This is a genomic window from Streptomyces olivaceoviridis (assembly GCF_014650115.1).
In the GTDB taxonomy this organism is placed as follows: Bacteria; Actinomycetota; Actinomycetes; order Streptomycetales; family Streptomycetaceae; genus Streptomyces; species Streptomyces olivaceoviridis.
In genome coordinates this window covers 19,757-31,913 of record NZ_BMUI01000021.1, presented here as the reverse complement: position 1 = coordinate 31,913, position 12,157 = coordinate 19,757, and the positions used below count along the sequence as shown (strand labels likewise).

Annotated in this window: 9 protein-coding genes; 4 read left to right on the top strand and 5 right to left on the bottom strand. The window is 73.7% G+C overall.

Going from position 1 to position 12,157, the window contains the following annotated elements:
* The first annotated feature begins 24 nt into the window (after positions 1–24).
* From IE273_RS31380 to IE273_RS31370, 3 genes are all read left to right on the top strand, one after another.
* Positions 25–1,338, top strand: a complete 1,314-nt coding sequence (locus IE273_RS31380) for a cytochrome P450 family protein (protein WP_189818549.1) — start codon at positions 25–27, stop codon at positions 1,336–1,338.
* Between the two features lie 103 nt (positions 1,339–1,441).
* Positions 1,442–2,704 carry a cytochrome P450 gene (locus tag IE273_RS31375; protein WP_189818548.1) on the top strand — a complete coding sequence of 421 codons (1,263 nt, stop codon included), beginning with the start codon at positions 1,442–1,444 and terminating at the stop codon, positions 2,702–2,704.
* Between the two features lie 79 nt (positions 2,705–2,783).
* Positions 2,784–3,572 (top strand): enoyl-CoA hydratase/isomerase family protein, encoded by a 789-nt coding sequence (locus IE273_RS31370; RefSeq protein WP_189818547.1) that lies wholly within the window; start codon positions 2,784–2,786, stop codon positions 3,570–3,572.
* Here IE273_RS31370 and IE273_RS31365 read toward each other — a convergent pair whose 3' ends face one another.
* Positions 3,573–4,046: an SRPBCC family protein gene (locus IE273_RS31365; RefSeq protein ID WP_189818546.1), complete on the bottom strand. Its 474-nt coding sequence runs from the start codon at positions 4,044–4,046 to the stop codon at positions 3,573–3,575.
* An 82-nt stretch (positions 4,047–4,128) separates the two neighbouring features.
* The gene (locus tag IE273_RS31360) at positions 4,129–4,962 is read right to left on the bottom strand and encodes a DeoR/GlpR family DNA-binding transcription regulator (RefSeq protein ID WP_059264469.1); all 834 of its coding nucleotides are present in this window, start codon (positions 4,960–4,962) and stop codon (positions 4,129–4,131) included.
* Positions 4,963–5,222: 260 nt separating this feature from the next.
* Here IE273_RS31360 and IE273_RS31355 point away from each other — a divergent pair, with 260 nt between their 5' ends.
* Positions 5,223–7,793, top strand: coding sequence for a hypothetical protein (locus tag IE273_RS31355; RefSeq protein ID WP_189818545.1), 2,571 nt, complete (start codon positions 5,223–5,225; stop codon positions 7,791–7,793).
* Between the two features lie 39 nt (positions 7,794–7,832).
* On the opposite strand, the gene IE273_RS31350 is transcribed toward IE273_RS31355, so the two are convergent.
* The 3 genes from IE273_RS31350 to IE273_RS31340 all read right to left on the bottom strand — a co-directional run bounded on the left by IE273_RS31350 (position 7,833) and on the right by IE273_RS31340 (position 12,135).
* The gene (locus tag IE273_RS31350; protein ID WP_189818544.1) at positions 7,833–10,271 is read right to left on the bottom strand and encodes a right-handed parallel beta-helix repeat-containing protein; all 2,439 of its coding nucleotides are present in this window, start codon (positions 10,269–10,271) and stop codon (positions 7,833–7,835) included.
* Positions 10,272–10,501: 230 nt separating this feature from the next.
* Complete coding sequence (locus IE273_RS31345) at positions 10,502–11,107, bottom strand: Rv1733c family protein (RefSeq protein WP_189818543.1); 606 nt, start codon at positions 11,105–11,107, stop codon at positions 10,502–10,504.
* A 203-nt stretch (positions 11,108–11,310) separates the two neighbouring features.
* Positions 11,311–12,135: an MOSC domain-containing protein gene (locus tag IE273_RS31340; RefSeq protein WP_189818542.1), complete on the bottom strand. Its 825-nt coding sequence runs from the start codon at positions 12,133–12,135 to the stop codon at positions 11,311–11,313.
* Between the last annotated feature and the right edge of the window lie 22 nt (positions 12,136–12,157).

The following is a 12,157-nucleotide window of genomic DNA, read 5'->3' as shown; positions in this document are numbered from 1 at the left end:
GCCCCCGCCGGCGCAAGATGCCCCATGCACGACGCCGCGTTCGCCGCCGACCCGCACCAGGTCTACGACCGGCTGCGCGCCCACGGTCCGGCCGGACCGGTCGAACTCGCCCCCGGCGTCGACGCGACCCTGGTCGTCGGCCACGAGATGGCGCTACGCGTGTTGCAGAACTCCACGCTCTTCGCCCGGGACGCCCGCCGGTGGAAGGCCCTCAACGAAGGGGCTATCGGGTTGGACAGCCCGGTGCTGCCGATGATGGCGTACCGGCCCAACTGCCTGTTCACCGACGGCGCCGTGCACCTGCGGCTGCGCAAGGCCGTCACGGACAGCCTGGCCCGGCTCAACGTCACCCGCATCCGCCGTGACGTCGAGCCCATCGCCGACTACCTCATCGACCAGTTCAGCGAGCGAGGCCGGGCCGACCTCCTCAACGACTACGCCAAGCTGCTGCCGCTGCTGCTGTTCAACAAGCTCTTCGGCTGCCCGGCGGACATCGGTGACACCCTCACCAGCGCCATGTCGGCGATCTTCGACGGCAAGGACGCCCTGCGTGCCAACGAGGAACTCACCGCCTGCCTCATGGAGCTGATCGCCCTCAAGCGCCGCCGGCCCGGCGACGACGTCACCTCCTGGCTGATCCAGCACCCCGCCGGGCTCACCGACGAGGAACTCAAGGACCAGCTCGTCATGCTGATGGGCGCCGGCGTGGAACCCGAGCGCAACCTCATCGGCAACGCGCTGCTCCTGCTGCTGTCGCCCGACACCAGCGGGCGCGACTCCGGGCTGCTGGTCGAGGAGGCGATCGACGACGTGCTGTGGAACGAGACGCCCATCGCCAACTACGCCACCCACTTCCCGGTGCAGGACGTGGACCTCGGGGGAGTGGTGGCCGAGGCCAACACCCCGGTCGTCATCAGCTTCGCCGCGGCCAACAGCGATCCGGCGCTTGCCGAGGCCCGCCGGAAGCACAGCAAGGGCGCCCACCTGGCCTGGGGAGCCGGTCCGCACGCGTGCCCGGCCAAGGACCCGGCGCAGGTCATCGCCGTCACCGCGATCGAGAAGATCCTCAACGCCCTGCCCGACCTCACGCTGGCCGTTCCCGAGAAGGAGCTGACATGGCGCCCGGGGCCGTTCCACCGGGCCCTGGTCGCGCTGCCCGTGACCTTCAGCCCGACCCCGGCCACCCGTATGGTCTCCGCCCTCCAGAACCGCACCGGCCCCGCCGCGGCGGAGCAGCCGCTGCCCTCGGTTCCGGCCTCCGCCGCCTCCGTCGGCCGACAGGAGCCGACCAGGAAGAAGGGATTCTGGAGCAGTTTCCTGGACATTTTCCGCGTGTGATGTACGGCATGTGACAGGAGCAACACTGTCAGGCGCATGACGAAGGAGAGGGGAAGGGTAGGTTCCGGCGGTAACGGTAGCGCCCAGCACAGAGGAGCTTTGCGTGACCGCCGTTGGCGTCATACGCGGTACCACCCCCGACCGCCGAGTCGTCATCCCCCTCCTTCGCCGCCTGAGGTCCGGCGAGGGTTTGGCCGACCCCCGCCCCGTCTGGGAAGAACTGCGCGCCCTGGGCGATGTGGTGCCCGCGCCCTGGGGCGGGTACTTCGTGACCGGATTCGAGGCGTGCAGCCAGGTCCTGCGCGGCAGGAACTGGCTCGTCCCCGACTTCGACTGGCAGGAGCGCCGGCCCGACCCGACGCGCTGGCGGGAGCCGGCGACGCGGGAGATGACACGGACCCTCTCCCGCCTCAACCCGCCCGTGCACACCTTCCAGCGGCGCGCTCTGGGCAACCTCTTCGACCGCGGCACCCTGGAGACCATGCGGCCCCGGATCGCCGGCCACGTCACCCGCCTCCTGGACCGCCTCGCCGCACAGCTGCGCACCCACGGCGAGGCCGACTTCGTCGACACGGTCGGCGACCGGCTCCCGATCCACACCGTCGGCCAGTGGCTCGCCATCCCGGCCGAGGACTACCCGCGGATCCTGGACTTCACCCACCGCCAGGTCCACGCCCAGGAACTCCTGCCCACCAAGAGCGAACTGGCCGTCTCCGCCCAGGCCACCCTGGAGATGAGGGACTTCTTCACCCGCCTGATCGCCCACCGGCGCCACCACCTTGGCAACGATGTCCTCTCCGGCTGGATCCGCTACTGGGACGCCCAGTACCCCGAGGACCGCGCGGCGGCGGACCAGACGCTCTACGACCTGACGATGTTCATCACCATCGCGTCCCTGGAGACCACCGCCACGCTGCTGACCAACGCCGTGTGGTTCCTCACCCGGGACCCTGACCGGGCCGACTGGCTGCGCCGGCACCCCGAGCACCTCGACGACGCGATCGACGAGGTGCTCCGCTACGACCCGCCCATCCACCTCAACACCCGGTACGCCGCCGACGACACCGTCCTCGCCGGCGTCCCCGTCGCCAAGGACACCGCCGTCCACGTCCTCTACGGCGCCGCCAACCACGACCCGCGCCGCAACGACAACCCGCACGTGTTCGACATCCGCCGCAAGGGCGCCCACCTCACCTTCGGCGGCGGGGCCCACTACTGCCTCGGCATGGCCCTGGCCCGACTGGAGGCCCGCCTACTGCTCGGCGAGCTGCTGGAACGATTCCCCACCCTGCGGCCGACCGCGGGCCCGACGTACGCGAGCCGGATGGTCTTCCGACGCGTCACCTCCCTCACGGTGACGGCGTGACCTGCTGGAGGCGGCCTTTGCGCACCTGACGAGACGACCTGCCCGACACCGACGACACGACTCCCCCGAAAGCGACGACATGACCGCCCTCCCCCTCACGGCCCTCCCGCCCGGCTCCGTACGGCAGACCCTGCGGACCCACCGGGAGGGCCCGGTCCTCACCATCGAGCTGACCACCCCCGAGCACGGCAACACCGTCACCGACGCCCTGCTGGACGACCTCCTGGCCGTTCTCCAGGACCAGGACCCGGCGGTCCGCGTACTCGTCCTCACCGGGAGCGGCGACGACTTCAGCCTCGGCGGGGACCGCGGCGAGTTCGCCCGGCACGTCGCCGCCGACCCCACCGGCAGCGGCATCCGCGTGTCGGGGACCAAGGCGCGCCGCGTCTGCGACGCCCTCACCGGGAACCCGGCCGTCACCATCGCCCGCGTCCACGGCAAGGCCATCGGGGCGGGCATGGCCCTGGCACTCGCCTGCGACCTGCGGGTCGGCTCCGAGGACGCGACCTTCCGGCTGCCCGAACTCGCCCTCGGACTCCCCACCGCCTGGGGCGGGCTGCTGCCCCGCCTCATCAACGAGGTCGGCGCCGCCCGCGTCCGCGAACTCGTGCTCACCGGCCGGGCGTTCACCGCGGCGGAAGCCCACTCCCTGTCCATCCTGCAGAAGGTCGTGCCGGCTCACGAACTGGACGCGGCCGTCGACGCCTGGGCCAAGCCCATCGTCCGCCGCCCCCCGGCGGCACTGCGCGTCACCAAGACCCTGCTCAACTCGCTGTCCGCCGCCTCCCGCCTGGCCGACGTCTCGGCGCTGGACGCGGAACTGATGGCAGCGGTCGTGTCCGAGGCGCACCACGCCCACGGCGACTGATCACCGCCGGGACACGTACCCGTCCAGGGACGTCACCGCGTCGCGGAAGGCGCGCCCCAGGCCCGCCCGGGCCAGCGTGAGGAAGAACCGGAACGGCGCCGTTCCATCGGCGGCCAAGGTCCACTGCACACGCGTGCCGGTGCCCCGAGGTGTGAGGCGCCACTCCTCGGCCAGGGCACGGGCCCCGGGCGCGTTGGCGCTGTCGATGCGGTAGGCGTACACCTCGGGTGCCTTCGCGAGGAGCACCGTCTCCGTGAACCGCGTCCCGCCCCGGAGCCGGATCTCCCGCCCGGAACCGCCGTCGGTGGCCCGGGCGAGCGTCACCGCCGCGAACCACTCGGCCCAGCCGGGCACGTCCTCGGCGAGCGCGCGGAAGACCCGCTCGGGCGAGGCGGAGATGTTCCGTGCGAAGACCAGGCGTACGGGGGCGGTCCCGATGAAGCCGGGATCCACCGGGCGCAGACGGCGAGCCATGGACGAAACCCCCTCGTGACACTCCCGCGGGCGGGTGAACAGACATCGTCAACCGGGCATCGTCACCTTAGCTGACGGACTCTCAGATGTCTGTGCCGTCCTCGTCCCCGGGCTCGCCCGCCACCAGCACCCGCAGGTGCTCGGAGATCTCCGCGCGCGCCTCGGCGGGCAGGCCGGCGTCGGTCACCAGCGTGTCCACCTGCTCCAGCGCGGCGAACGAACTCAGGCCCACCACACCCCACTTGGTGTGGTCGGCGACCACCACGACCCGGCGCGCGGAATGCACCAGCCGCCGGTTGGTCTCGGCCTCCGCGAGGTTCGGCGTGGACAGGCCGGCCTCCAGCGATATGCCGTGCACCCCGAGGAAGAGCAGATCGAAGTGGAGCGCGGCGATCGCCTGGTCGGCCACCGGCCCCACCAGCGAGTCCGACGGGGTGCGCACCCCGCCGGTCAGCACCACCGTCGCCGCCCCCTGCCGCTGCCCCGAGGTGCGCTGCGCCGAGTGGAAGACGTCCGCGACCCGCACAGAGTTCGTCACCACGGTCAGGTCGGGCACCTCCAGCAGCTGCTGCGCGAGCGCGTACGTCGTCGTACCGCCGGACAGCGCGATCGCCGCCCCTGGGCTGACCAGCCGGGCCGCGGCGCGCGCGATGTCCTCCTTGGCGGTCAGCTCCAGCCCCGACTTCGCCTCGAACCCCGGCTCGTGCGTGCTCGCCTCGACCACCGGCACCGCGCCGCCGTGCACCTTCTCCAGCACACCCTGGCGGGCGAGCGCGTCCAGATCGCGGCGCACGGTCATGTCCGAGACACCGAGCTTGCGGGTCAGTTCGTTGACCCGTACCCCGCCCCGGCGCCGGACCTCGTCCACGATCAGGGCGCGGCGCTGCTCCGCGAGGAGGTTCTGATTCTCGCTCACGTACGCTCCGGTCCTTTCGCCGCCATCCGTCCGACACGCCCGGCGCACCGGCTCCGACCAGGAAGTTCCCTCTGTCCGGCAGTGCGCGGGCGTCCCATCCTTTCACGGGTCGGCACCGGTTGCGCCACCGCGTCGTGACCCGTACGCCGCCACACGGTTCGGGGAGATTCCGTGACGAGGGGTGTACGCGACCGCCGGACCGGAGATCCTGGAGCGCGCACGACACAGGCGTCAGGCGGCACGGGGGAAGTGCGAGAACAGTGGAACGCGAGCGGGAACGCTCGGCGGGGCAGCGGGAGCGGCGTCCCGCCGGGCCGTACGTGGACCGGACCGGGGAGTCACCGGAGACCGAGCTGGAACTGCTGGTGCACGGGGTCGGCGGGACCACGCCGGAGAAGATGCTCGGCGATCCGCGCACGGTCCGGGTCACCGGCGACGACACGGCCGCCGTCTTCCGGCGCGCCGAGGACACCGAGGACGCCCCGGACGGGAGCGGTGCCGGAGAGGCGGGGGGAGAGCGCGGGCGGGAGCGCCGGAGCGGACCGGTCCGGGAGGCGTACGTCTGGTGCAACCTGACCTCCGGCGACGGCAGCCGGGCCCTGTGGCTGTTGCTGCTGCCGTTCATGGTGGTGAACCTCGCGCACTGGATGCGCCCCGCCGCACCCGACCGGCCGCGCGTGGTCCGGCTCTACGGCCTCCTGGTGCGTCTGTCCGCCCTCACCCTGACCGTGCTGCTGGTGGCCGCCGCCTGCGAGGTGGCGCTCGACCTGGTCGCCTGGCAGTGCGCGGGCGTCCAGGCCTGCGTCCGCCGCCACTCCTGGCTGGACTTCCTGTCACCCGCCGCCGGCGGCTGGTGGAGCGCCCCCGGCCGCCGACTGGCCCTCGCGGCGACACTGCCGGTCACGCTGACCGGCCTGCTGTGGTACCTCTCCCACCGCACCTGGCGCGCCTACGAGTCCCACCGTCCCCTGTCCTCCACCCCGGTGCCGACCGGTGACGAGCAGGCGCCGACCGACGACGAGCAGGCGCCGGGGAGTGGTGGAGCGGAGTCGGGTAGCGCTGGACCGGCCTTGGCCTGCGGTGGGTCGGAGCCGGACAGGGGTGGACGGGAGCCGGCTGGCGGCGGAGCGGAGCCGGGCGGTGATGACGCCGAGCCCGCCGCCCACGGCAGTGCGCTGGCCCGGCCCGGATTCTGGTACGGGCGCCGCCTGGTCGCCCGGCTGCGCGCGGCCCACACCGCGGCCGGCCTGCTCACCGTGGCCGCCGCCGTCACCACCCCGGCGGCCCGCTTCGACCACCGGCCCGGCGGCCCCGCGGTCCTGGACGTCCTCGGCCTGGGGCTGGCGGCGGCCCTGCTCCTCTGCGGGGCGGCGGTGGTCGTGGTGGTCTGCCGCCGGGGCCGCAGCGAGTGGCGGCTCGACCAGCGGCTCGACCGGCACCTCGTACGCCGCCTGCCCCTCGCCGCGCTCACCCTGCTGCTGCTCGGGCTGGTGTACGCCGGCTGGTCCCGGCCCGGCTGGCAGTCCACCGGCCGGCTGCCCGGCGACCCCTCCTTCGGCGCCCTCATGCTGGCCCAGGGCCTGCTCGTCGTCGCCCTCGCCACCGTGGCCGGGTACCTGCACCGGCGCCGCCCCGACCCACGCGCCGGCATGCGCGGCCTCGGCGGTCCCGCCGTCGCCCTGCTCGCCTGCGCGCTGGGCGGCGTGATCTCCGGCGGGGTCGCCCAGCGCGTCGCCGACTGGCTGGACGGCACCCGTGCCCTGCTCACCGGCCCGCCCGTCCTGCTGACCTGGCAGGCGTCCGTCATCCCGCCGCTCCTCGCGGTCCTGCTGCTCCTGGTCGCCGGGCTCGCCCTGCACACCGCCCGGCTCGCCCGGACCGAACGCGACCGGGTCCGCCGCGAACACCCCGGTGAGCCCGAGGACCCGGCCCGTACCCGTGCCATCGCCCATACGCGGGCCATGGCCACCCTCACCGACCGGGCGCCGCTCGTCGTCGCCGTACTCACCGCCACCACCCTGGTCCTGGGCTCCGTGGCGCTGGCCGGGGCGCTGGCCACGAGGAAGACGCCCGACGGGGCGGCCCACCGTACCCACCACCTCGTGCAGGCCGTGGCCGAGACCTCGCAGGCGCTGGGCTCCTGGCTGGTCGGCCTCGGCTTCCTGCTGTTCGTGACCTGGGGCAGGCGGGCCTACAAGGACGCCTCGGCCCGGCGCACCATCGGCATCCTCTGGGACGTCGGCACCTTCTGGCCGCGCGCCGCCCACCCCTTCGCACCGCCCTGCTACGCCGAGCGCGCGGTGCCGGACCTGACCTGGCGGATGGCCACCTGGGTCCGGCGCACCGGAGGCCGGCTGGTGCTGTCCGGCCACTCCCAGGGCAGCGTCCTCGCCGCCGCGGCGGCCTGGCAGTTACCGCCGTCCGTACGCGGGCGGGTCGCCCTGCTCACCTACGGCTCCCCGCTGGAGCGCCTGTACGGCCGCTGGTTCCCGGCCCATTTCGGCCCGCCGGCCCTGGCCGCCCTGCACCACGACATCGACTGCTGGCGCAACCTCTACCGGCGCACCGACCCCATCGGCGGCCCCGTCCGCGTCCCCGACGACACCTCCCCCGACGTGGACCACGAGCCCCTGCGGGACCCCCTCGCCTACGGCCGCACCCCGGACCACCCGCTGCCGGCCCCGATCCTCGGCCACTCCGACTACCAGACGGACCCCGCCTTCACCCGCGAACGGGCCCGCCTGCTGACCCGCCTGCACCCGGAGCTGCCGGGCCAGCGCCCGGAGCCGGATCCGGAGCCTCGGGCCGAGGCCGCCGGACCCTCGGCGTGAGTGGCCGGCGGGCCTGCCCCCACCCGCCCGCGTGACGGCTCAGGGCAGGTCCGGCAGGTCCTCCGCGAAGAGCAGGGTCAGGTCGTCGGTGGTCGGGTCGGGTACCTGGGCGACGCGGCTCGCGTGGCGCTCCACCATCGCCTCGAAGGTCTGCCGGGCGGTGCGGCCGTTGCCGAACGCCGGGCCCTTCGGGAGCGCCGTGAAGTACTTCAGCAGCGCCTCGGACGCACCCGGCGCCAGCCGGTACTCGTGCTCGTCGGCCTGCTGCTCCACGATCCGCAGCAGCTCCTCGGGACCGTAGTCGCCGAAGGTGATGGTGCGGGAGAAGCGGGAGGCCACGCCCGGGTTGACGGACAGGAAGCGCTCCATCTCCGCGGTGTACCCGGCGACGATCACCACCACCGCGTCCCGGTGGTCCTCCATCAGCTTGACCAGCGTGTCGATGGCCTCCTTGCCGAAGTCCCGCCCGGCGTCCTCCGGGGACAGCGCGTACGCCTCGTCGATGAACAGCACACCACCGCGCGCCCGCTCGAAGGCCTCCTGGGTGCGGATCGCCGTGGAACCGATGTGCTCGCCGACCAGGTCGACCCGGGACACCTCCACCAGGTGGCCCTTCTCCAGCACGTCCAGCGAGGCGAGGATCTCGCCGTAGAGCCGGGCGACCGTGGTCTTGCCGGTGCCGGGAGAGCCGGTGAAGACCAGGTGCCGCTTGACGGAGGCCGCCTTCAGCCCCGCCCGCTGCCGGCGCCGGCCCACCTCGATCATGTCGATCAGCGCCCGCACCTCGCGCTTGACGCTCTCCAGGCCGACCAGCGCGTCGAGTTCCCCGAGCACGTCCTTCGAGTCGCGCTGCGGCTTCACCGGCTCCGCCACGAAGACGGGCGGAGCCTGCTCCGCCGCCCGCTGCCCGGGGAGCGCGCCGAGCAGGCCGGTGGGCTGCGTCGCCGTCTCCACGGCCGTCTCCCGGGCCGCGGGCGCCCGGACACTCCCGCTCTCGTCGCTGGTGCAGTCCTCCACGACCGGTCCGGTCCCGGGCCCCGCGTCCGGGCCGCCGTCGGCGAACTCGTACCCGCCGCGCGCGCACCGCTCCGTACGGCACTTGCGCAGCGTCGTACGGCAGCCGTCGATCACATGGAAGCCGTAGCCGCCGCTGCCGGTGACCCGGCAGTTCAGGAAGCTGCCCCGGCCGCCCGCGGAGACGTAGAAGCCGGCCTCCGAGGGGGAGTCGACCGTGCACCGCTCGATGGTCGGGTCGGCGCCCTTGGTGACGATCACACCGGTCTGGGTGCCGTCCACGCTGCAGTTGTTGAGCGTGCCGCCGCTGCCGTGGTCGCGGAACCAGGCACCGGTGGCCGCCTCCCTGATCCGGCAGTCGTCCAGCTGCGCGGTCGCCCCGTCGCTCACCGACACGGCCGTGTTGCGCACTTGCGACAGATCGCTGTCGACGACGTCCGCGCGGGACCCGCGGTCCAGTACGAACAGCGCGTCCGGCACGTCGTGCACCCGGCAGGATTCCAGTACGGCGGTGGCACCGTCGCTCACCCACACCGCCGGGTAGTCGCCGGTGCTGTCGAAGATCTCGCACTGGTTGGCGTCCACCCGGGTCCCCGGGTCCCACACCGACAGGCCGTTGCGCCCGAACCGACGGACCGTCGTCCGGGTCAGCGTGAGCACCGAGCGGGAGCGCAGGTCGACCGCGTTCTCCGGGATGTCGTGGAGGTGGCAGTCGGCGAGCGTGAGCACCGCGTCGGTGTCCAGGGTGATGCCGTCGGCGGTGGTGCGGTGCACCTCGCAGTCCGTCAGGTGCGCGGTGGCCCGCTGGGTGACCTGCACCCCGGAGCCGCGCACCTCGTAGATCTCGCATCCCACCGCTTCCAGCGAGGAGTTCTCGCCGGTCGCGGTCAGCCCGGTACCGGAGGCGTGGTGCACCCGGCAGCGCTCCAGCCGGGGATGGGCCCCGCCGCGCACCGCCACGCCCGCCTGCCCGGCCGCGACGACCTCGCACTCCTCGAACACCCCGCCCCCGCCGTCGAGTACGGCGATGCCGATGCCGGCCGGGTTGTCGACGGTGCACCGGCGCACGGTCGGGCGGGCGCCGCCGCGCACCTCGATGCCGGCGGCGGACCGCGTGACGATCCGCACGTCCATCAGCTCGGGCGTGCCCTCCTCGACCAGCAGCGCGGGCACCGCCGCGTCCTGCCCCTCGATGTGCAGGTCCTGCACGACGGCCGAGGCCCGCACGGTGAGCGGAACGCCGTCCACCGGCGCGATCCGCACCGAGCCGGATGAGCCCTCGGGCCCACGGAGTGTCACCGCCCGCTGGACGACGAGGTTCTCCCGGTAGGTGCCGGGGGCGATGGTGAGGACGTCGCCGTCGGCGGCGGCCTCCAGGGCGGCGGCGAGCGAAGCGTACTCACCCGTGCGGCGCCGCCACCGCGAAGTACCGGTGTGCGTCACCTGGACCGTGCCCTGTGCCATGGCGTTGCTGTGCCCCCACCTCGTCGTACTGATGGCTCGCTGCCCGCCGGGGCGCTGCCGCCGGTGCTCGGACCGCGACCGTGCTCGGCTCCCGGGGCGTCAGCGCGTCCGCGCCCCTGGAGACCTGTGCGCCCCGGGGTTCACGCACCCGCGGGTTGTCGCCGAATGCGCTTCGGCCGGTCCACCGTAGCGCGTGCGTGCATGCCGGGATGACCAGAGCCGGAAGGCCGTCAGCTCCCGGTGCCCGCCTTGCCCCAGTCCGGACCCGCCCGGTCCCATGCCTGGTCCCAACGCGCGTACCGCCGACGGACCAGGCGCCAGACGGTCAGGCGCCGGCCGCCCTCGACCAGGGCCGCGGCCAGCAGGGCCGCGCCGGTTCCCGCGAGCACGGCGTGTGTCGTCGCCGTGGCGGAGTCCAGCGGGCGCGTCGTTATTCGGCCGTGCGGATCGGTCCACAGCCGGAAGTGGTCCCCCTGGTGCGGGGACTTGAGGTCCGCCAGGACCGGGCCGTGCTGCGGGGTGCCGTCCGGCGCGGTCCAGTTCGCGAGGACACGGCTGCCGGTCTCGCGCGCGGAAGTGGCGTCGGGGTCGGTCTCCGGCAGGACCCCGCCCATGCCCCGCACCACGGTGGCCTCGACCAGATGGCGTGTGTGCTGCTGCTGTCGTGCGGACCGCTGGAGCGAGTCCTGGGCGGCGGCACCGACCAGGCAGCCGGTCACGGGTGCGGCCACGGCGATGAGCAGCAGCGCCACCAGGGCCACCCACGCCTCGGCCAGATCGGTCGCGCGGCACAGCGGATTGCGCCGCCAGCGCCACAGCCCACTGAGTGCTCGCATGTCCCCACCCCCTCCCGGTCCGCCATGATCCCCGGCATCCGCGCTCGCCCCGGGCCCGGACCGGGTGAGAGCGCCGCACGTCCGCCGCGGCACCTGACGCAGGCGGACCTTCACGAATTTCTCACGCCTGCTCAACGACCGGCACCCGCCCCCTGGTTCCCGGTCCGGCCGATCATCACCGACCGCTGTGCGCGGGCCGGTCCCTACTCCAGCACCCGCACCGGGTCGCCGACCCTGATCGTGCCGGGGGAGAGGGGGACCAGGTTCTGACCGAACAGCAGCTTGCCGTCGATCCTGCGGTGGCGCGCCAGGGTGCGCAGCGGTTCCCGGCCGCGTGCGGCCGTGGCCTGGTCGGTGGTGGTCACCACGCACCGTCCGCTCGGCTTCGGGGCCCGGAAGACGACTTCGCCGACGGCGATCCGCGTCCAGTGGTCCTCGGCCCACGGCTCGGTGCCCGCGACGACGACGTTCGGCCGGAAGCGGTTCATGGGCAGCGGGCCCTCGGGGGCGTTCGGCCCCCGCGCTATCAGGGAGTTCAGGGCGTCCAGCGAGGCCACCGTGGTGACCAGCAGGGGGTAACCGTCGGCGAAGCTCACCATCTCGCCGGGCAGGGCGTACTCGGGGTCGACCGGGCGGCGGGTGGCCGGGTCGTCCATGTGGACCAGGCGGACCTCGAACCCCAGATAGGCGCTGCACCAGGCGTGCGCCGCCGGGCCGGCCGGGACCCCCTCCACCTTCGTGCCGAACACGTTCGTCGGCACGGTCGTCGCCGGCTCCGGCACCTCGACCGTCAACGGCGGCCGACCGGGCGCGGACAGCCGAAGGCCGCCGCCGGCCAGAGGCTCGGCGGCGGCCAGGGCGAGACGCGGCTGCTCGCGCTGCGTGACGACCTTTCCCCCGTGGTCGATCAGCGCCCAGCGTCGGTCACCGGCCAGGCCCCAGGGCTCCACGACGGCCTCCCGGGGCGAGAGGCCCCGGAACGCCTTGACCGGGTGGACGTGGATCGACTCCACTTCGGCATGTCCCATGCCGTCCATCCTGCCAGGCGGC

Excerpts from the sequence above, each read along its gene's own strand:
- IE273_RS31350 (WP_189818544.1), bottom strand. The coding sequence starts at position 10,271 with ATGGCACAGGGCACGGTCCAGGTGACGCACACCGGTACTTCGCGGTGG.
- IE273_RS31365 (WP_189818546.1), bottom strand. The coding sequence starts at position 4,046 with ATGGCTCGCCGTCTGCGCCCGGTGGATCCCGGCTTCATCGGGACCGCC.
- IE273_RS31340 (WP_189818542.1), bottom strand. The coding sequence starts at position 12,135 with ATGGGACATGCCGAAGTGGAGTCGATCCACGTCCACCCGGTCAAGGCG.
- IE273_RS31345 (WP_189818543.1), bottom strand. The coding sequence starts at position 11,107 with ATGCGAGCACTCAGTGGGCTGTGGCGCTGGCGGCGCAATCCGCTGTGC.
- IE273_RS31370 (WP_189818547.1), top strand. The coding sequence starts at position 2,784 with ATGACCGCCCTCCCCCTCACGGCCCTCCCGCCCGGCTCCGTACGGCAG.
- IE273_RS31380 (WP_189818549.1), top strand. The coding sequence starts at position 25 with ATGCACGACGCCGCGTTCGCCGCCGACCCGCACCAGGTCTACGACCGG.